This window comes from Photorhabdus khanii NC19, assembly GCF_000517265.1.
Taxonomy (GTDB): domain Bacteria; phylum Pseudomonadota; class Gammaproteobacteria; order Enterobacterales; family Enterobacteriaceae; genus Photorhabdus; species Photorhabdus khanii.
This window is the reverse complement of sequence record NZ_AYSJ01000002.1, coordinates 441262-462518: the sequence shown is the minus strand read 5'-3', so window position 1 is coordinate 462518 and position 21257 is coordinate 441262. Positions and strand designations below refer to the sequence as shown.

Genomic DNA, 21257 nt, shown 5'->3' with positions numbered 1-21257 from the left:
CTCTTATGCCAAACGCGGGTTAACTTTTTCTGGATTAATGTTGTATTTCTTGATTGCTTCTTCCACAACATTCACATCAATTTCACCACGTTTAGCCAGCTCACCCAGAGCAGCAATTACTACGTAGGAAGCATCAACTTCAAAATGATGACGCAGGTTTTCACGGCTGTCAGAACGACCGAAACCATCAGTACCCAATACGCGGAATTCGCTTGCAGGGATGAAGTTACGAATTTGTTCTGCGAACAGTTTCATGTAGTCAGTAGAAGCCACTGCCGGTGCTTCATTCATGATCTGAGCAACATAAGGTACGCGTGGCGTTTCTGTTGGGTGCAACATATTCCAACGTTCACAATCCTGACCATCACGCGCCAGTTCAGTGAATGAAGTGACGCTGTACACGTCAGAACCCACACCATAATCGTTAGCCAGAATCTGCGCGGCTTCACGAACATGACGCAGGATAGAACCAGAACCTAACAACTGAACTTTACCTTTGCTACCTTCCAGGCTTTCCAGTTTGTAGATACCTTTACGGATACCTTCTTCTGCACCTTGTGGCATCGCCGGCATGTGGTAATTTTCGTTCAGCGTGGTGATGTAGTAGTAAATGTTCTCTTGTTTCTCACCATACATACGCTCCAAACCGTCATGCATAATCACAGCCACTTCATAAGCAAACGCCGGATCGTAAGAGATGCAGTTAGGAATAGTCAGAGATTGAATGTGACTATGACCATCTTCGTGTTGCAGACCTTCACCATTCAGGGTTGTACGACCTGAAGTACCGCCGATCAGGAAGCCACGAGCCTGTTGGTCACCGGCTGCCCAGCACAGGTCGCCAATACGCTGGAACCCGAACATAGAGTAGTAGATGTAGAACGGAATCATTGGCAGGTTGTTGGTGCTGTAAGAAGTCGCCGCTGCCAGCCATGATGAACCTGCACCCAGTTCATTAATACCTTCTTGCAGGATCTGGCCTTTCGCGTCTTCTTTATAGTAAGCCACCTGCTCACGGTCCTGCGGAGTATACTGCTGACCATTAGCGCTGTAGATACCAATCTGACGGAACAGACCTTCCATACCGAAGGTACGCGCTTCGTCGGCAATGATTGGAACCAGACGATCTTTGATTGACTTGTTCTTTAACATCACATTCAGTGCACGAACAAAAGCGATAGTGGTAGAAATCTCTTTGTTTTGTTCTTCCAGCAATGCACCAAAATCTTCCAGCGTTGGTAGTTCCAGCTTCTCTTCAAAATGAGTACGACGGCTTGGCAAATAACCACCAAGCGCTGCACGACGTTCATGCAGGTATTTATACTCTTCAGAGTCTTTATCGAAAGTCACATATGGCAAGTTTTCGATTTGCTCATCAGCAACAGGGACATTGAAACGATCACGGAAATGGCGAACGCCTTCCATATTCATCTTCTTAACCTGATGAGCAATGTTTTTGCCTTCAGCCGTATCACCCATACCGTAACCTTTGATGGTCTGAGACAGGATAACAGTTGGTTTTCCGGTGGTTTCCTGCGCTTTTTTCAAGGCAGCAAATACTTTCTTAGGATCGTGACCACCACGGTTCAGCGCCCAAATCTGATCATCAGTCATATCTTTGACTAATTCTGTCGTTTCTGGGTAACGGCCGAAGAAATGCTCACGGACATAAGCACCATTTTTGGATTTGAACGTCTGGTAATCGCCGTCCAGAGTTTCGTTCATCAGTTGGATCAATTTACCGCTGGTATCTTTACGCAGCAACTCATCCCAACGCTCACCCCAAAGAACTTTAAGAACCTGCCAGCCCGCACCGTTGAAGATACCTTCCAGCTCGTTAACGATTTTGCCATTACCCGTAACCGGACCATCCAGGCGTTGCAGGTTACAGTTGATAACAAATACCAGATTATCCAGCTTCTCACGGGTTGCGATAGTAATCGCACCTTTGGATTCCGGCTCATCCATTTCACCGTCACCCAGGAATGCGTAAACGGTTTGCTTGGAGGTGTCTTTCAAACCACGGTGTTCCAGATATTTCAGGAACTTAGCCTGGTAGATAGCACCAATTGGCCCCAATCCCATTGAAACCGTCGGGAATTGCCAGAATTCAGGCATCAATTTTGGATGCGGATAAGAAGACAGACCGTTACCATGAATTTCCTGACGGAAATTATTCATCTGCTCTTCAGTCAGGCGGCCCTCAAGGAAAGCACGCGCGTAGACGCCCGGAGAGATGTGACCTTGGAAATAAACCAAATCACCGCCGTCATTTTCATTACGGGCACGGAAGAAGTGGTTGAAACAAACTTCATACATAGTTGCTGAAGACTGGAATGAAGCCATATGACCACCTAATTCCAGATCTTTTTTGGATGCCCGCAAAACAGCCATCACAGCATTCCAGCGAATAGCAGAGCGAATACGGCGCTCCAGCTCCAGGTTGCCAGGGTAAGCAGGCTCATCCTCAACAGCAATGGTGTTGATATAATCGCGGTTAGCAGCACCTGCCGCAACATTCACGCCACCTTTACGTGCTTCGTTTAATACCTGATCAATCAGGAACTGGGCACGCTCAACACCCTCTTCACGGATGACCGATTCGATCGCCTGTAACCAGTCGCGAGTTTCGATCGGATCCACGTCATTTTTCAAAATGTCTGACATGGTGTATTCCTTATCTGTTATCTGTTTCTAATGATTGTTTTGGAGCCTATCTTCCCGTCATACCCTTTGACGTTCAGCCGGTCATGACTGGAAGATAGGCCCTCACTGTTGTTGCCGCTAGCGCCCTCAGTAAAGGGACTCAACTTAGCTGTACAGACGCAGCAAACTCAAGATCTACACAGCTAATTCTATTCCTGATGCTGTTGAAGACGTCGTAGTGATCGCTCTCGGCGGGTATGCTCACGGCTGAGATCCAATAAAACATCTTCAATAAAGGCTAAATGGCGGTGGGAAGCCTCACGGGCTTTCTCTGGTTGCCTCGCCATAATAGCTTCAAAAATTTTCGTTCGATGATCGCTGACCGCAGTCAGCATTTCCCGACGGGTATACAGAAACTCAAAATTCTGCCGGATATTTTGTTCCAGCATAGGAGCCATACAACGCAATAAATGAAGGAGAACCACATTATGCGCCGCTTCGGTAACAACGAGCTGATATTGCAGAACAGCATCGGACTCAGCATTAACATCGCCACTTTGCTGTGCTTGTTGAATAATCAGGTGATGTTCCCGAATGCGTTCAAAATTTTCGTCAGTCCCACGCAATGCCGCGTAATAGGCTGCGATACCTTCCAAAGCGTGGCGGGTTTCAAGGAGATCAAACTGAGATTCTGGATGACCAGCCAGCAGTTGTGCCAATGGATCACTGAAACTTTGCCATAAGTTACTCTGAACAAATGTTCCCCCACCCTGACGGCGCAAGAGAAAACCTTTGGATTCTAACCGTTGAATAGCTTCGCGCAGTGAAGGGCGTGACACATCAAACTGTTTCGCCAACTCACGTTCAGGTGGCAATTTCTCCCCTGGACGTAAAGATCCTTCAAGGATGAGATGCTCGAGACGCTGCTCAATAACATCTGATAATTTTGGTTGGCGGATTTTGCTATAAGCCATATTTACTGTAAGCCAGTTAATGGATAAACATTGCTTCGGTCCCTACCGGAGTCAATTGGTAATACCAATTTAAACTACAGGGCCATAAAAGTAACAAAGTATTCACCAGCTGTCCATAAAGACCTTGAGCTAAATCATAAAAACCTGCAAATTTTAACAATTTTTTTTAAAAATTAGCAAAAATTGATAACTAATAGGCAAATAAATCCTCTACAATAATCTTTGAACCTAACCTTTTGAAACGTATAAATAGATATAATGAATCGTTACAGCAAAGAAATAGTTGAGTATTTATTTAAAAAGTATAGATACCAAATCATCACTTATTGACTTTAAACACAACGACGATTCCATTAGATTATAAATGTAGCTCAAATCAGCAAAACGGAATGGCTAAAACCTGTGATCAGAAAGGAATATTTGCAAAATATGTGAGGAACCACCAGCAAAAGTCCTACATAACTCTTGCTGATGGAAAAACGTACTATATTAAAACCAATAGCGGGTTTCTTCATGCCACCCTTTTTTATGCATACAGGAGGAAATGACCCAACGCCTTGCAGATTCATTTTTATCCCAACGATTAACTTCAGCTTTTGGCACAATAATGTAATTCCCACAAGATTTGTCTTCCTTCTCGTCCTTATTTACACAAGGGAGATGTTGCTTCTCGAAAGAATGAACAACTTCGCTGGTCCAGTCTGGTGAAAAACGAGAATAACCTATTTCTCTACATTCAGCGTAGTCCCTGTCTCTCTCAAACTGAGTTGCTCCTGGTTTTTCCCACGATGTACAACCAGTTAATAAAGTAAATAATATAATTAAAGAAATAATGGTGATTTTTTTTATGGAATTCATAAAAAATGCCTCAAATAAAACTAAAGAAAATAATCAGGGAAACTAAATTAGAATTTAAAAGTTCCCCTAATACGGTAACTCTCTTTTTCAAAAGATGGCCTTCCACCAGATTGTATAATTTGTCTGTCTTGGATTGATGTGTTTTTATCAAAATCAGGCACAGGATGCGGGGTATTGACTTTGACTTCTTCACCCGAAATTATATCTTTAACATTACATTCAAGATAACCACAGGTTGAAATATAAGCATCACTTAACTGTGGCGTGGAACATCCCGTAATCACAAATATTGATAATAAAGCAATGAGAAATTTATTCATTCTTAACATCCTTAATTTTCCGTATATATTATAAAAATTTAACTTAAATAAAAAACCATATAAAAAGAGAGATTACTTCTTACGATCGAGTAAGTAATATCTACATATGCATTTTATCTTTCTGGCATTCCATGGGATATCAGAACAATATTTCCCTATAGAGTAAAATATCCCTTCATTACTGGAAAAAATTGTCTTTATTGGTGCTCCGTGAACACTTAGGAATAATAAGCTAGATAAAAAGCATGAAATAAGTGATATTTTCATGCATTTAAAACTAATTAATGTTAAGTTCCATCTTACAAGATACAAAAAGACCCACAGTGACTTAATTAGCTGTTATCCTCTTCATCTTCTACATACTCCAATATATCCCCAGGCTGGCATTGTAAATATTTACAAATTTTTTCCAGCGTATCAATACGGATACCTTTTATCTTACCATTTTTCAACAATGATAAATTTTGCTCAGTAATACCGATAATTGCAGCCAATTCTTTAGACTTTACTTTCCTTTTCGCTAAGATCACATCCAATCTTATTATAATACTCATGATGATTCTCAGATAAAATAACGTTGTTCATCGCTTATTTTCTTTGATTCGTGCATAATTAGGCTAAATATTAGAAGGAATACACCAAACATAATAATAAATAGAGACTCTGAATTAACGCCAAACGAGAAACTAAATACCCGCTGTCCTTTTACTAAATCCACAGATAACGCCATTCCTTGTAATGTATTAATCACAGGGTAAAGTAGTTGCTCCAGAATCATCAGGAAACCAATAATACATGAAGCGGAAATATTACGGTTACTCCATATTTCACCTTTAGCAAGCCGGAAAAATAAAATTCCGATTAATACATAAGAAACAGTTGATATGATTAGAGGTATTGTATCCAGCGAGATATAAAGCACCTCACTTAATAAAGATTGCTTAAATCCTTTTGCAATTAATGCAGGCATCAGATCGCTATATGCCTGAAGAACAGCTTGACGAGTGGTATCATGCCATAACGACCAAGACGCAATATGGAACCCCATATCACCAATTGCCATAACAGCAGCAATAATAATAGCCAGAAAGCTGAGTAGCTTGATTCTGGGATTCGTTACAAACTCCTGTTTACCACACATTGTGTCATTCCATATACATGTTCAACTAAACTCTCGCTAAAGTACTTTAAAAGTTATCGTATTACAATAAGTTTTTATCATGAAATAAACAGAACATTACCCAGAATGATGTATAAATCATCGTGATTATAGTTGAAAGATATAATTAATTTATTGATAGAAAAGAAAAAAGGAACCATTTACACAGCTCCCTTTATAGATAATTAAGCTATTGAGACTACAAACAAATCAAACCAATGCGCCATAAATTGTCAGAAAGGCAACCACGACAATGATAGAAAAAGTCACCTTTTTCGCCAATGTCACCGCTGCAACAGGCGTTAGAATTGCGTCAAGATGGGGTTCGCGGCTTAATGAAAACTGAGCAAGCTGGCATACCACTTTATATTGTGAAGTTCTCAAATCGCTAAGAGAGGCAACCCACGCCGGTAAAGCCCGCTCACCATGCCCTAATAAGGCATAAGCAATTCCAGCCAGACGAGCAGGGATCCAGTCCAGCCAGTTCAACAGACTATCAACACCAGATTGCGCGCGCTGAAGTGGCGTACCATATTGTGCCAACCACCCCTGATAAGCTCTTAAGAAACAATATCCCATCAAAGCAACCGGCCCTAATTGACCTGCCACAATCAACCAAAAAATCGGTGCCAGATAATAACGAAAATTTATCCATAGAAGCGCATTTTGCATCTCCCGTAACTCATTTTCTTTACTGGCATCAGAGGGTAAGCCATGAATGATGGTGAGACGAGCGAGATGTTCTCTTAACAGCTCCCTGTCACCCTGATGAACAATACGAAAATATTCACGATAATCATGCCGTAAGCGCCCCGCACCTATGCATAGCAAACAAATCAACACCCATAAAATCAGTTCAAAGATGCCAAATATAAAATCATCAAGCATTTCAACCAGTAGCCATGTAAGTAACATGACTATTAACGTCATTAATAAGCTTTTGCGTAGTGAAAAAGACTTCATATTGATAAAAAATGGCTCAAGGCGATGATCCAATTGCCAATGTTCACCCATTTTAAACACTCGTTCCCACGCCAACACTAACAACAGTATAAAGAGGGTCATTCTTTACTACTCCTGCAACAATTGCTGATAATGTGTCCAATCGAAATAAGGTCCAAAGATCTGTTTTTCTTCCCGCAACAATATCATTATGACCAGTGATATGCTCTTTTATATCCAGATATTCCCGCCTAAATCACCTGCTGTATTCAATGTCCCAGTGAAGAATTGCTCAAGATAAAGGCCACCAAACTTCGCCCCTCATGCAACCGCATTTTTTACTCATTCAATCTGATGACAAAACCAAGATAGTAGTTGTTCGCTACACAACAGGGTAGCATGTTAAGACCATCAATATTGTTACCACTTCTGGAGCTTTTTAATGACAAAACAAAATTACAGTGCAGATCAGCGCCGTGCTGTTCTGATGGAACGCTTACAGAACGACATTCCTGCCAGTGTAACCCTCGCACTAAAAGAAGATCTGGGCGGCAATACAGATTTCACTTCTGATATTACCGGCCAGTTAATTCCGGCAGATAAACAAGCCACAGCAATAATTATTACCCGGGAAGAGGGTATTTTCTGTGGGCAACAATGGCTGAATGAAGTTTTCACTCAGTTAGGTGACCAAGCCTCCATTGAATGGTTGGTAAAAGACAGTGATTCAATTACAGCCAACCAAAAACTCTGTGTATTACGAGGCCCCGCACCCGTATTGCTGACCGGTGAACGCACCGCCCTTAACTTTATTCAGACTCTTTCTGGTGTTGCAACAGAAGTCAGTCATTATGTCCGCCTTCTTGCCGGTTTAAAAACCCAGTTACTCGATACCCGCAAGACACTCCCAGGATTACGCACAGCCCTAAAGTATGCGGTACTTTGCGGAGGGGGCAGTAATCACCGCCTTGGGTTATTTGATGCTTTCCTTATTAAAGAGAACCATATTATTGCCAATGGTTCTATTAAACAGGCTGTAGATAAAGCCCGTGATTCTCACCCAGATGTCCCTATTGAAGTCGAAGTCGAAACCCTAGATGAGCTGATTCTCGCACTGAAAGCCAATGTCGATATTATTATGTTAGATAATTTTACTATTCCAATGATGAAAGAAGCTGTCGCCATCACATCAGGTAAAGTCGCTTTAGAAATATCAGGTAATATAACCCTAGACACCCTGCGCAGCTATGCTGAAACAGGCATTAACTTCATTTCTGTTGGAGCATTAACCAAGCATATCAAAGCGTTAGATCTATCCATGCGCTTTCAGTAAACATCAACAATAATATTGATGGTGGTGTAAATCAGCAATCCATAACTCACAGAGTTGCGAACACCACCGTAAATATTTCTGAAAATATTGCAATCCAAAAATCTTTTTTCGAGCTAACTCCATAACCTCTATATATCCTGTTTTATTTTTTTCTCTTTCCTTCATTATTTATGTCGCAATACAACAACACGGAGAAAAAGATGAACCAACAACAAGGATTTACTCTAATGGAAATTATGGTTGCTATTGCCATAATTTCCATCTTAAGTGCTATTGGTATTCCCAGTTATCAGGGATATATTCAGAAAGCAGCCTTAACAGATATGTTACAAGCTATTGTACCTTATAAATCAGGTATAGAACTTTGCAGTTTTGAAACTGAAGATTTTAAAGGCTGCAACTCAGGATCAGTATCAATTCCCAGTCACCATAATAGCCGATATATCGGAAGCATTTCAGTTAAAGATGGAGAAATCACCATTAATGGTCAGCAAAGCCTGAAAGACCTCAGGGTTATTTTGAATCCGACACAAAATACACAAACAAGTACGACCAGATGGATTAATAAATGTGAAGCGCCAAATAGTTCATTAAAGAACCGTTGTCAGGAAGTATTCAAATTCTAATTCATCACCCTTATAAATATCTATTTACACAGGAAGTAACAATGAACTCACTTTCGGCAGCAGAAACCATATTAATGGAAAGAGAAATTCATGACATTTGTCAGCGCCATCAATCTGTTGTTATAAAAAAAGATGATAATACAATAACAATTGCCAGCAGCGAATTACCCAATGATGATTTACTGGCAGCATTACGCTTTATTTCCGGGTGTATCGTTAATATAGAGATTTGGCCGCTAGCGAAAATTGAATCAATATTACACCAAAATGTTTCACTCAGCCATTTACCCGAGGAGGAGGCATCTTTATTACCCACCACAACTGATATCAATGCAGATGATAATGACGCACCAATCATTCAACTTATTAATCAAATTTTATTAACTGCAATTCAACGGCGTGCATCTGATATTCATTTTGAACCATTCCAGCAAGGTTATCGGATTCGTATCCGGGTTGATGGCGCATTACATCCCTTGTCCCCTCCATCTCCTCAAATGAATGCAAGTATTGCCGCACGTCTTAAAATAATGGCGAAATTGAATATTGCTGAAAAACGACTACCTCAGGATGGACAATTTGATTGGTATGACGCTCGGCACAACTACGCTATCCGTATGGCCACCCTGCCAACAATACATGGAGAAAAAGTTGTGCTCAGGATATTAAATACCATGCGGCAACTGTCTCTGGATCAATTAGGTATTCCTGATCAATTATTAAATCAGCTCCGACAAAAACTAGCATTACCACAAGGAATGATTTTAGTTACCGGCCCAACGGGCAGTGGAAAAACAGTAACCTTATATAGCTGCTTACAATATCTAAATAAAAATAAAAAGAACATTTGCAGTGTAGAGGATCCCGTTGAAATCCCACTTAACGGCATTAATCAGACACAAACGAACAGTAAAATTGAACTCAATTTTGCCAAAGTATTACGGGCATTATTACGACAGGATCCAGATATTATCATGGTAGGAGAAATTCGTGACAGCGAAACAGCCGAAATCTCAGTAAAAGCAGCACAAACAGGCCATTTAGTGCTTTCTACATTACATACTAATTCTACTGTAGATACATTATCCCGCCTACAGAATCTGGGTATTTCAGGTTATATGGCAGCGTCTTGTATCAAATTAATTATCGCCCAACGGCTTGTCAGAAAATTATGTCTTCATTGCCGCAATCAACAAACAGAAGAAACGATTATTAATATTGGAAATAATTCTTTATTTATCAGGCAATGGCTAGCCGTCGGTTGCGAACATTGTTTTTCTGGCTACTATGGCCGAACGGCTATTTATGAATTTTTGGAAATAACACATGAAATTCAACAAGTATTATCAGAAAATAACCCAAAAAATGTACAAAAGATTATTATGGAGCAAAGAAAAGACACCTTACTTTCATCCGGTATTTTATTAGTAGAACAAGGGATTACTACACTGGAAGAAATTTACCAGGTCATAGGGCAGGAAGCGTAATGAAAATTCATTATCTTTATAATTGGCAAGCAGTTAACAATAAAGGCGAAATATCAAAAGGTAAATCACTATGTGATAACCGGAAAGCTTTATATCAGCAACTTATCCATGCTGGATTGCAACCTTATAATATAAAATGTGATAAATGGATATTTTACCACCAACAACAGATTGCCTACCGCCTGAATTTTATTCGTCAATTGTCAACACTATTATCATCAGGAATGCCATTACTGAATTGCCTGAATATTCTTATTCGTGAATGTGACAATCCATTATGGCATTGTGTATTGTCAGATATTAGTAAGAAAATTACTCGCGGAGAATCACTCTCCACCTCATTAAAGAATTATCCATTTCTCTTTCCACCTTTATTTTGCCAACTCATTGCTGTTGGAGAACTAACCGGGCAATTAGAAATCTGCTGCCAATTATTGGTTAAACAACAGGAACAACAAGACACATTGCAGAAAAAAATAACAAAAGCACTACGCTATCCTCTGATTATTACTGTTGTTGCCAGCATCATTATTTTATTGATGCTGATTTTTGTCTTACCTGAATTTGAACATATTTATCATTCATTTGACGCACAACTTCCTCTGCTGACCCGCACTTTACTAATGGTTTCCAATTGGCTGATTCAATATGGTGTCTATAGCGCTATTGGGTTAATAACACTATTCCTATTTTACCTGCAATTACGCCAACGCCATACGATATGGATTATCCGTGAGAAAAATCTGATATTACGTTTACCCGTTATTGCGAACTTAATTAGTTGTCAGCAACTAGGGCAACTTTTTCATATTTTGTTTATGACACAAAAAGCCGGCCTGACACTCACCGCAGGGTTAGACAGTGCTATTGCATCAATAAATCACCCAGTCTTTTTAAAAGCGACCAAATTCTTACGAGTCCAAATTAATCAAGGGATACCAATGAGTGAAACACTGAAGCAACAATCTTGTTTTCCTGCACTGTGTCAACAGTTTGTCAGTGTTGGAGAAGAATCTGGTAATCTGGAACTGTTATTGGGAAATCTCGCCAACTGGTACCAACAACAAGCATTGGAAATTTCTGATAATATGACTCAGTTACTAGAACCAATACTTATAGTCATAATAGCCGCTATTGTCGGTATACTATTGCTCGCAATGTATTTACCTATTTTTCAGCTAGGTACGGTACTCACTTGAAGTAAAAGCGATTCTATAGTTTTGCCTCTAGGTCATCTGCCCCCTTTTCGGTTACAATCCCGAAATACTATCAAGTAATATGAAGGGATAGGATGACTTATATTATTGCACTCACAGGTGGGATTGGCAGCGGTAAGACCACTATCGCCAACGCTTTTGCCGCTCTCGGTGTTCCTCTTGTTGATGCAGATATTATTGCCAGAGAAGTCGTTGCTCCTGGAACACCTGCTTTACAAGCCATTACAGAACACTTTGGTCATGACATATTGATGCCAGACGGCAGTCTTAACCGGACACTGTTGCGCCAGAAAATTTTCACAAATAAACAAGAAAAACAGTGGGTTAATCAACTCCTTCATCCTCTGATACGTCAAGAAACCAGACGGCAATTAGAACAGATAATTGCACCTTATGTTATTTGGGTTATTCCATTATTAGTCGAAAATAATGCAGGGCATCTGGCAAATCGGATCCTTGTCGTTGACGTTTCACCTGAAGTACAAATCAGCCGGGTAGCTACCCGTGATGGTATTAGCTACCAACAAGTCGAAAATATTTTGGCCGCACAAGCATCCCGTAGTGAAAGACTGGCTTATGCCGATGACGTTATCTCAAATCATGATAACGTACAGGCAATTGCTCCTCGTGTCGCCGAACTACATCAACAATATTTAAGATTAGCTGAATCAGCCAGACAGGATAATCATGATGAGTGACACAACTTCTACAATCATTTTTGAACACCCACTAAACGAAAAAATGCGATCATGGTTGCGAATTGAATCCTCCTTACACCAACTCACCAGCCAACGCCACTTAGACTCACTGGCAAGCAGCCTCGCCTTCTTCCGCACGGTTGCTGAACTACTTGAAGTTCTGGAACGGGGGGAAGTACGGTCAGAATTGCTAAAAGAGTTAGAACGCCAACAGGCAAAATTAAAACAATGGGCTGAAATACCTGATGTTGATGTTAATATCGTCAATAGTTTCAGATTAAAATTGAAAGATCGGGCTGCTGCATTAAGCAAAGCACCACGGCTCGGGCAATCCCTTAAAGAAGATAAAATTATCAGTATGGTGCGCCAGCGCCTCAGTATTCCAAGTGGCTGTTGTGGTTTTGATCTACCCACCTTGCATTTATGGCTTCACTTACCACAGTCAGAAAGAGATAAAATGGTTTCCTTCTGGATTGATAGCTTGCTACCACTCCAACAAGCGCTAGAAAGTATTTTAGAACTCATTCGCCAATCTGCTATTTTCCGTTCTGAGATCAGTAAAAACGGTTTTCATCAGGATACGGCAGAAGGTGCAGATTTACTGAGATTACGTTTACCATTAAAACCTTTACTATTTCCTCAAATTTCCGGTCACAAAACCCGCTTTGCTATCCGCTTTTTACCATTGAATAGTGAACAAGGATCCGTGCCCATTCATTTACCATTTGAACTAGCATGCTGCTAACATGACAAGCGAGTTATCAGGAGAGTGATTATGTCTGAATTATTGATGATTGAGTGCCCAATATGCGGTAAAAATGTAGTTTGGGGAGAAGTAAGTCCATACCGCCCATTTTGTAGTAAACGCTGCCAGTTAATTGATTTAGGCGAGTGGGCAAATGAAGAGAAACGGATACCAAGCCAAAGTGAAGACTCCGATAGTGACGATTGGAGTGAACAACCGGAACAATAATAAATAGCCGCGTTAATCATAATGCGGCTATTTGCAATTCAAGCAGTCAGTAATGCAACAATGCTGCGATTAGCGGGTGGGAATTCGTCAGCAATTAAATCTTTCTGTAATACCCACCGGGAAAGTTGCCCTTCTTTGCCGAAAGGTTCATTCTCCCATCCATCCACCAAGAAGAAATACAGGGTAATCAGCCTGTCAGGAAAATCATGTTCAACCGTTTTTACCAATTCATAATGAGTAGCAGTAATACCAACCTCTTCCTGTAACTCACGCACTAAAGCCTGTTCAGATGTTTCCTTTTTTTCGACTTTCCCGCCAGGAAATTCCCAAAAACCGCCCATATGAGTATCAGCATGACGCTGAGTAATAAAAATTTCATGTCGTGAGTTTCTAATTATCCCAGCGGCTATATACAGGTGTTTCTTTTCCATATCACTATCATCTTCATTTCTTCGTTTCAGTTACTAAGCAACCCACAATCAAGGTTCACATCCAAAGTTACCCACTTAAAGCTAACAGTAAAAAGGCGGTTTCCCGCCTTTTCATCATTACTGCAAGCGCCCGTGGCAATGTTTATACTTTTTACCCGACTCACAAGGACAAGGATCATTACGACCCACTTTACGAGCACCACTGGCAATCTGAGCTTCTGTTTTAGACATTAATGCACCTTTTTCAACTTCGTGGCTTAATTGCTGTTGTCCTGCCAAACGTTCAGCTTCCGCACGACGTTGTTGCTCCAGAGCCTCTACCTCTTCCGGCAATCTCACCTGAACTTTACTCAATGTGCTAATCACTTCATATTTCAGCGACTCCAGCATGTTTGCAAACATAGCGAAAGATTCACGCTTATATTCTTGTTTTGGATCTTTCTGAGCATAGCCACGCAGATGGATACCTTGACGCAGGTAATCCATTGCTGCCAGATGCTCTTTCCACAACATATCCAGCGTCTGCAACATGATACCTTTCTCGAAGTTACGCATCATTTCAGTACTGACAATCTCTTCTTTACGTTTATAGATTTCAACAGCCTGTTCAAGGATACGCTCACGTAAAGTTTCTTCGTGTAGATCAGGCTCTTTATCCAACCACTCTTTGATCGGTAGCTCCAAATCAAAATCAGCCATTAAACGCTGCTGCAAGCCTTCTACATCCCACATCTCTTCCAAAGATTGAGGCGGAATATAAGCATCAATAGTTGCTTTAAATACATCTTCACGAATACTGCTAATAGTTTCACTAACATCACTGACATCCAGCAAATCGTTACGTTGAGCATAAATAGCACGACGCTGATCGTTAGCAACATCATCGTATTCCAGCAATTGTTTGCGTATATCGAAGTTACGGCTTTCTACTTTACGTTGAGCATTGGCGATAGCTTTGGTTACCCACGGATGCTCAATCGCCTCACCGGGTTTCATACCCAGTTTACGCATCATGCCAGTGACACGATCAGATGCAAAAATACGCATCAGTGAATCTTCCATTGACAAATAGAAACGAGATGAGCCGGCATCTCCCTGACGACCAGAACGCCCACGTAACTGATTATCGATACGACGGGACTCATGACGCTCGGTACCAATGATGTGCAAACCACCCGCAGCCAGAACGATATCATGGCGCTCCTGCCATGCAGTTTTAATCTCTTCAATCTGAGCGTCTGTTGGTTCCGGCAATTTAGCAATTTCAGCCTGCCAGCTACCACCCAGCACAATATCTGTACCACGACCAGCCATGTTAGTCGCAATAGTTACCGCACTCGCCTGACCCGCCTGAGCAATAATATCCGCTTCCATTGCGTGGAATTTAGCGTTAAGTACGTTGTGCTCAATACCGGCTTTCGTCAGCTCACGGGCAACCAGTTCAGATTTTTCAATAGAAATCGTTCCCACCAATACTGGCTGCCCCTTACTGGTACGTTCGCGGATATCTTCAATGATAGCTTCAATTTTTTCAGCTTCGGTCATATAAACCAGATCCGGCAAATCACTGCGGATCATTGGGCGGTTTGTCGGCACCACAATGGTATCGAGCTTATAAATGGAGCTGAACTCAAATGCTTCTGTATCAGCCGTACCGGTCATACCGGCCAGTTTTTCATACAGACGGAAGTAGTTTTGGAAAGTAATCGAAGCCAGAGTTTGGTTTTCATTCTGAATTTCTACACCTTCTTTAGCTTCGACAGCCTGATGCAACCCATCAGACCAGCGACGCCCCTGCATAGTACGGCCAGTATGTTCATCGACAATAATGACTTCACCCTCTTTCACAATGTAGTCAACATCACGGGTAAACAGAGCATGGGCGCGCAGGGCAGCAGTAACATGGTGCATCAACATGATGTTAGTGGGTGAATACAGAGATTCACCTTCTTCCATCAATTTCGCTTCCACCAACAATTGCTCAACCAAAACCAGACCGCGTTCTGTCAAGTTAACCTGACGGGACTTCTCATCAACAGAAAAGTGGCCTTCTCCTTGGAAAGTCTCTGAATCTTCTTTTTCCTGACGAATCAGTTTGGGGATCAGCTTATTGACCTTGATATAAAGTTCAGAGCTGTCTTCAGCCGGGCCAGAAATAATCAATGGGGTACGCGCTTCGTCAATCAGAATGGAGTCAACCTCATCCACCAGCGCATAATGCAGTTTACGCTGAACACGCTCTTCCGGGCTAAATGCCATGTTGTCACGAAGATAGTCAAAGCCATATTCATTGTTAGTGCCGTAGGTAATATCCGCCGCATATGCTTCGCGTTTAGCGGGTGCAGGCATACCTGGCAGGTTGATGCCCACACTCAACCCCAGAAATTCAAACAATGGACGGTTATTTTCAGCGTCACGCTGTGCCAGATAATCATTCACGGTGACTACGTGAACACCACGTCCAGTTAGTGCATTCAAATAAGCAGGCAAAGTCGCTGTGAGTGTTTTACCTTCACCAGTACGCATCTCAGCAATACAACGCTCATTCAGAACCATACCACCCAGTAATTGAACGTCAAAATGACGCATAGCAAATACACGTTTACTCGCTTCGCGTACTGTTGCAAATGCTTCAGGTAACAAATTCTCCAGCAATTCACCTTTTTCCAAACGAGTACGGAATTCGACTGTTTTACCCTTCAACTCTTCATCAGACAATTTTTCAAATTCGGGTTCCATGCGGTTGATGACATCAACAACTTTACGCATGCGACGCAGTGTACGATCATTACGACTACCAAAAACCTTAGTTAATAATTTAATCAGCATAGTTAGTTACATCTCAGATAAGGCTGCTATCTCGCAGCCAGCAAATAGTTATTTATTTCGAAATTTATAAAAAAACGAAGATTCAGAGGTAAGCAGCAGGGCCTGCACGAATACCTTGAGCTTTGGCAATCCAAAACACCAGGGTATGAGAAGATTGTGGTGTAACAGTCAGAAACTGTATATCTGAAACCGGCTCAGGTGGCTCAGGTTCCCTAATTAACAATGCATTCAGCGTTTCCAGCACAAGCTGCTGAATACAGGAAGAGCTTAACCGGGTACTTTGTTTTGCTGTTTCATTGCTCATAGGCTGGGAAACAGAAAAAGCAAAAGAAAGCTGCCGGATAACATTGCGTACAGCATGTTGTTGCCAGTAATTAACACCATTGGCAGGCTGACGTTGAACATTTTGCAATGAGAACAGGTTATCAAAAGCCGATAGAGCCTGATTTTGCCAACTCTGGCTGGGTGACGTATTAGTTTGCGGAATATTATCCGTAACACCCGAGAACATGGAAGGAACGCCAATACTTGCCGCAACCACCCCTAATAACAGATGTGACCAGAAATAACCTCTGCCAAATTGTCGCCAAAGATTTAGAATACCCATTAATCCTTCATCATATCGGAGCTATTTTTATTATGCGCGATAGCCGCCCACAATCATTAGATGTTCTTTTTGAAGACGCCGCTGCCGTTGAGAAAAACCCGCTACATGTTATCCAGCAACGTGCTATCGCGTTGTTAAAACTTAACCGAGCCGTTACCAGCCTACTTCCCGCACAATTACATCAGTGGTGCCGGGTCGCCAATTATCGCAAACAAATTCTGGTACTGGAAGCAGGAAACGCCAGTTGGATGACCAGACTACGTTACGAGCTGCCAACGTTACTCTCTGCGTTAAGAAGCGAAATTCTACCATCATTGTCTTCCATCGACATTAGGATTAATCCATCACTAATGATTAAGCATAACAATAGTGCGCAGAGCTTCGCAAAAACAACGAGTGACAATCACAAAACCTTACCGATACGTCAGTTAAGTCAGGAAAGCGCTAAGGAACTCATTATATTAGCGAATCGTAGTCCTAAGAAGCTGAAGGAAAGATTAGAGCGATTAGCTGCACTGGCCGGAGAGAGTGCCAGCACAGCTAAGAAGAAATACTAACGCTGAGTAAAGAACATCAGCGAGAACCAAATCACTGATAGCATAACCCACTGAGATGCATCATTGAGTTATCCTCTGGCACACTAAGCGTTATGCCATTACAGTTGATGGAGCACGAAAAGCCAGCGGCATTTCAGCTTCATCTTCAAAAGTGATCAGTTCCCATGCACTTTCTTGCGCCAAAACTGCCTGGAGCAGTTTATTGTTCAGCGCGTGACCAGATTTGAACGCAGTAAATGCGCCAATGATGTTATAGCCACACATAAACAGATCACCAATTGCATCCAGCATTTTATGGCGGACAAATTCGTCTTCAAAACGCAAGCCATCTTCATTAAGTACGCGGTAGTCATCAACAACAATCGCACAATCAAAGCTGCCACCTAAACATAAGCCTTTAGATTGTAAGTACTCAATATCACGCATAAAGCCGAAAGTACGCGCACGACTGATTTTGCGAACAAACGCTTCCGCTGAAAAATCCAGACAGTAACGCTGAGAACTTGAATCAATCGCAGGGTGATTAAAGTCAATAGTGAAATCCAGACTGAAACCATTATAAGGTGTCATCTCTGCCCACTTATCGCCCTCTTGCACACGCACAGCTTCTTTAATGCGCAGGAATTTTTTAGATGTATTCAGCTCTTCAATACCCGCATCCAACAGCAGGAAAACAAACGGGCTGGCACTGCCATCCATAATAGGAATTTCTGGCGCGTCAACTTCGATAATAATATTATCAATACCCAGCCCTGCAAGCGCTGCATTCAGGTGCTCGACCGTTGAGATTCGCACGTCATACTCATTTACCAGACAAGTACAGAGCATAGTATCACGCACGGATTTTGCATCTGCCGGAAAATCAACCGGTGGATTCAAGTCAGTGCGGCGATAGATGACCCCGGTGTTAGCCGGTGCTGGGCGCATTGTCAGCGTGACTTTCTTACCGGTGTGCAAACCGACGCCAGTCGCCTGAACAATACGTTTAAGTGTCCTTTGTTTGATCATCATTTTATCTCGCAATGTTATCCATCCTGCCAACCACTATACACTATGGCTGGCGGGGGAGTTTAGCACAAAAAGCGGAGAATCCAATTTTTTAGCTATTAATCGGCCTGTTTACGCAAAAATGCAGGAATATCCAAATAATCGGGTTCCTTGCTAGTTTGTGCGCTTTGGTCATTCACCACTTTTGCAGCGGGTTTATTTTCTTCTGACAGCGAAGACATACCGCCAGATATTTGCTGATGACGGTGTTCCATTACGCTTGACTGAGATGCTTTATTGGTAACCAGCGTAATTTCAGGGCGCTTATCCATACCAATACCCGTAGCAACCACAGTCACACGCAATTCATCATTCATGTCTGGATCCAGAGAGGTACCGATAACGACGGTTGCATTATCCGATGCAAATGCCCGAATAGTGTTACCCACAGTTTCGAACTCATCCAAACGCAGATCAAAGCCAGCCGTAATGTTAACCAGAACACCACGAGCACCTGACAAGTCGATATCTTCCAGCAGTGGGCTGGAAATCGCCATTTCAGCAGCTTCTTCCGCACGGTCTTCACCCTGCGCAATACCCGACCCCATCATCGCGTAGCCCATTTCAGACATCACGGTACGCACGTCAGCAAAGTCAACGTTCATCAGACCTGGACGTGTGATCAGTTCAGCAATACCCTGAACCGCTCCTTTCAAGACGTCATTCGCTGCCCCGAAAGCATCCAGTAGTGAAATACCGCGGCCAAGAACTTTCAGCAGTTTGTCATTAGGAATGGTAATCAATGAATCCACATGTTTGGATAGTTCAGTGATCCCTTGCTCAGCAAATGCCATACGTTTCTTACCTTCAAAATTGAAAGGTTTGGTAACGACGGCAACCGTCAAAATCCCAAGCTCTTTTGCGATTTCAGCTACCACAGGTGCTGCACCAGTGCCAGTGCCACCGCCCATACCCGCAGCGATAAATACCATATCCGCACCATCAAGAGCAGTGCGCAATGCATCACGATCCTCTTGCGCAGCAGTACGACCAACTTCCGGGTTTGCACCAGCCCCCAGACCTTTAGTAATACCATTACCAATCTGGATAGTCTGGCCGACAGCAGTTTTACGCAATGCCTGAGCATCCGTATTTACTGCAAAGAATTCAACACCTTCGATGCGCTCACGCACCATGTGCTCAACAGCGTTACCGCCGCCACCGCCGACACCGATGACCTTAATCACCGCATCATTGGTTAATTCTATTGGTTCAAACATAGTTTCTCTCCGCTTTATGCCTTTATATCGAGACCAAAAAAACAGATGCAGTCTCTGTATAAAATTAAAACTCTTTTTTCAGCCAGCTACTGACTTTTTTAAACCAGCGACTCACTGAAGCATGTTTTTCAATATCCGCATCACCATTAAGGTGAGAGGCTTTTCCGTAATGCAGCAACCCCACCGCTGTTGAATAATAGGGTTCCTGCGCATAGTCCGTCAGACCAGTAATATTAAGAGGTTGACCAATACGCACCTGAGCGTGGAATACACGCTGGGCACATTCAGCCAAACCATCAATCTGAGCACCACCACCGGTCAGGACAATACCCGCCGCCAGATGGTGTTTAACACCCTGCTGGCGTAACTGTTCCTGCAATCGCAGGATTTCATCATTCACTAAATTCAGTAATTCGATGTAACGCGGCTCAATGACCTCAGCCAGTGTCTGGCGCTGTAAGCTACGTGGTGGGCGCCCACCAACACTTGGTACCTCCACACTTTCATCTTTGCTAACCAACGAACCTAGCGCACAACCGTGGCGTACTTTTATCGTTTCTGCATCACTTGGTGGAGTACCAAAGGCATAAGCAATATCGCTGGTGACGACGTTACCTGCATAAGGGATGACTTTGGTATGACGCAGTGCTCCGCCGGTATACACTGCAATATCCATCGTCCCGCCGCCAATATCTACCACACAAACACCCAGTTCACGCTCGTCTTCAGTCAACACAGCATAGCTGGCAGCCAGCCCGGAAAAAATAAGCTGGTCGACTTTTAAACCACAGCGTTCAACGGCTTTTGCAATATTTTTCGCCATATCATTATGGCAGGTAATCAAGTGAACTTTCGCCTGCATACGCACGCCGGAAAGTCCCACCGGATTTTTAATGCCTTCCTGATAATCGATCGCATATTCTTGAGGAATAACATGCAGAATCCGGTATTCATCACGTACACGAACGGATTTGGCAGTGTGAACAACATTGTCTACATCTTCCTGGGTGACTTCCTCTTCAGAAATAGGAACCATCCCGATTTCATTCTGACAACTGATATGTTTTCCAGATAACGCCAGATAAACAGAAGAAATTTGGCAATCCGCCATTAATTCAGCCTGATCGATAGCCCGCTGTACACATTTAACAACCGATTCCAGGTCGTTTACACCGCCTTTATCCATACCGCGGGATGGACAGCTTCCCACCCCGATAATATTAACCATACCATCGGGCAGAATTTCACCAACAAGGGCAGATACCTTTGCTGTGCCAATCTCAAGGCCAACTACTAATTTTCTGTCCGTCGATTTGATCATTGTTGTTCTGCC

General features: G+C 42.4%; 21 protein-coding genes. 8 read left to right on the top strand and 13 right to left on the bottom strand.

The window, feature by feature from the left end; genetic code table 11:
- Nucleotides 1-3: 3 nt before the first annotated feature.
- The 7 genes from aceE to ampE all read right to left on the bottom strand — a co-directional run bounded on the left by aceE (nt 4) and on the right by ampE (nt 7022).
- Complete coding sequence (gene aceE, locus PTE_RS02160; protein WP_036842795.1) at nt 4-2667, bottom strand: pyruvate dehydrogenase (acetyl-transferring), homodimeric type; 2664 nt, start codon at nt 2665-2667, stop codon at nt 4-6.
- Between the two features lie 188 nt (nt 2668-2855).
- On the bottom strand, nt 2856-3620 hold the full coding sequence (gene pdhR / locus PTE_RS02155) for a pyruvate dehydrogenase complex transcriptional repressor PdhR (RefSeq protein WP_036842793.1): 765 nt from the start codon (nt 3618-3620) through the stop codon (nt 2856-2858).
- Between the two features lie 489 nt (nt 3621-4109).
- On the bottom strand, nt 4110-4478 hold the full coding sequence (locus PTE_RS02150) for a hypothetical protein (protein ID WP_036842791.1): 369 nt from the start codon (nt 4476-4478) through the stop codon (nt 4110-4112).
- A 47-nt stretch (nt 4479-4525) separates the two neighbouring features.
- Nucleotides 4526-4798 (bottom strand): hypothetical protein, encoded by a 273-nt coding sequence (locus PTE_RS02145; protein WP_036842789.1) that lies wholly within the window; start codon nt 4796-4798, stop codon nt 4526-4528.
- A 332-nt stretch (nt 4799-5130) separates the two neighbouring features.
- The gene (locus PTE_RS02140; RefSeq protein ID WP_036842787.1) at nt 5131-5352 is read right to left on the bottom strand and encodes a helix-turn-helix domain-containing protein; all 222 of its coding nucleotides are present in this window, start codon (nt 5350-5352) and stop codon (nt 5131-5133) included.
- Nucleotides 5353-5360: 8 nt separating this feature from the next.
- The gene (locus PTE_RS02135) at nt 5361-5939 is read right to left on the bottom strand and encodes a hypothetical protein (protein WP_036842786.1); all 579 of its coding nucleotides are present in this window, start codon (nt 5937-5939) and stop codon (nt 5361-5363) included.
- Between the two features lie 228 nt (nt 5940-6167).
- Nucleotides 6168-7022, bottom strand: a complete 855-nt coding sequence (ampE, locus tag PTE_RS02130) for a beta-lactamase regulator AmpE (RefSeq protein WP_036842784.1) — start codon at nt 7020-7022, stop codon at nt 6168-6170.
- Between the two features lie 319 nt (nt 7023-7341).
- Between ampE and nadC the strand changes: the two genes are divergently transcribed.
- From nadC to yacG, 7 genes are all read left to right on the top strand, one after another.
- Nucleotides 7342-8232, top strand: a complete 891-nt coding sequence (nadC, locus tag PTE_RS02125; RefSeq protein ID WP_036842781.1) for a carboxylating nicotinate-nucleotide diphosphorylase — start codon at nt 7342-7344, stop codon at nt 8230-8232.
- A 200-nt stretch (nt 8233-8432) separates the two neighbouring features.
- Nucleotides 8433-8858 (top strand): prepilin peptidase-dependent pilin, encoded by a 426-nt coding sequence (gene ppdD, locus PTE_RS02120; protein ID WP_036842778.1) that lies wholly within the window; start codon nt 8433-8435, stop codon nt 8856-8858.
- Between the two features lie 41 nt (nt 8859-8899).
- Nucleotides 8900-10345 carry a type II secretion system protein GspE gene (gene gspE / locus PTE_RS02115; RefSeq protein WP_036842775.1) on the top strand — a complete coding sequence of 482 codons (1446 nt, stop codon included), beginning with the start codon at nt 8900-8902 and terminating at the stop codon, nt 10343-10345.
- Complete coding sequence (gene hofC, locus PTE_RS02110; RefSeq protein WP_036842772.1) at nt 10345-11544, top strand: protein transport protein HofC; 1200 nt, start codon at nt 10345-10347, stop codon at nt 11542-11544. Before gspE ends, hofC begins: the two co-directional genes overlap by 1 nt.
- Before the next feature lie 92 nt (nt 11545-11636).
- Nucleotides 11637-12260 (top strand): dephospho-CoA kinase, encoded by a 624-nt coding sequence (gene coaE, locus PTE_RS02105; RefSeq protein WP_036842769.1) that lies wholly within the window; start codon nt 11637-11639, stop codon nt 12258-12260.
- Nucleotides 12253-13005, top strand: coding sequence for a cell division protein ZapD (zapD, locus tag PTE_RS02100; protein WP_036842767.1), 753 nt, complete (start codon nt 12253-12255; stop codon nt 13003-13005). Before coaE ends, zapD begins: the two co-directional genes overlap by 8 nt.
- Nucleotides 13006-13035: 30 nt before the next feature.
- Nucleotides 13036-13233 (top strand): DNA gyrase inhibitor YacG, encoded by a 198-nt coding sequence (gene yacG / locus PTE_RS02095; RefSeq protein ID WP_036842764.1) that lies wholly within the window; start codon nt 13036-13038, stop codon nt 13231-13233.
- Between the two features lie 38 nt (nt 13234-13271).
- Here the strand turns inward: yacG and mutT are convergent, their stop codons facing one another.
- From mutT to secM, 3 genes are all read right to left on the bottom strand, one after another.
- Nucleotides 13272-13664 carry an 8-oxo-dGTP diphosphatase MutT gene (gene mutT / locus PTE_RS02090; protein ID WP_036842761.1) on the bottom strand — a complete coding sequence of 131 codons (393 nt, stop codon included), beginning with the start codon at nt 13662-13664 and terminating at the stop codon, nt 13272-13274.
- 117 nt (nt 13665-13781) lie between these two features.
- Nucleotides 13782-16493 (bottom strand): preprotein translocase subunit SecA, encoded by a 2712-nt coding sequence (secA, locus tag PTE_RS02085; RefSeq protein ID WP_036842759.1) that lies wholly within the window; start codon nt 16491-16493, stop codon nt 13782-13784.
- Nucleotides 16494-16575: 82 nt separating this feature from the next.
- Nucleotides 16576-17100: a secA translation cis-regulator SecM gene (gene secM, locus PTE_RS02080; protein WP_036842756.1), complete on the bottom strand. Its 525-nt coding sequence runs from the start codon at nt 17098-17100 to the stop codon at nt 16576-16578.
- A gap of 32 nt (nt 17101-17132) precedes the next feature.
- On the opposite strand from secM, the gene PTE_RS02075 reads away from it, so the two are divergent.
- Nucleotides 17133-17657: a DUF721 domain-containing protein gene (locus PTE_RS02075; protein WP_036842754.1), complete on the top strand. Its 525-nt coding sequence runs from the start codon at nt 17133-17135 to the stop codon at nt 17655-17657.
- A gap of 90 nt (nt 17658-17747) precedes the next feature.
- Here PTE_RS02075 and lpxC read toward each other — a convergent pair whose 3' ends face one another.
- The 3 genes from lpxC to ftsA all read right to left on the bottom strand — a co-directional run bounded on the left by lpxC (nt 17748) and on the right by ftsA (nt 21245).
- Entirely contained in the window at nt 17748-18665 is a 918-nt protein-coding gene (gene lpxC / locus PTE_RS02070) for a UDP-3-O-acyl-N-acetylglucosamine deacetylase (protein ID WP_036843470.1), read from the bottom strand.
- Nucleotides 18666-18763: 98 nt separating this feature from the next.
- The gene (gene ftsZ / locus PTE_RS02065) at nt 18764-19924 is read right to left on the bottom strand and encodes a cell division protein FtsZ (protein ID WP_036842753.1); all 1161 of its coding nucleotides are present in this window, start codon (nt 19922-19924) and stop codon (nt 18764-18766) included.
- Nucleotides 19925-19988: 64 nt separating this feature from the next.
- Nucleotides 19989-21245, bottom strand: a complete 1257-nt coding sequence (gene ftsA, locus PTE_RS02060) for a cell division protein FtsA (protein WP_012777290.1) — start codon at nt 21243-21245, stop codon at nt 19989-19991.
- Nucleotides 21246-21257 lie beyond the last annotated feature (12 nt).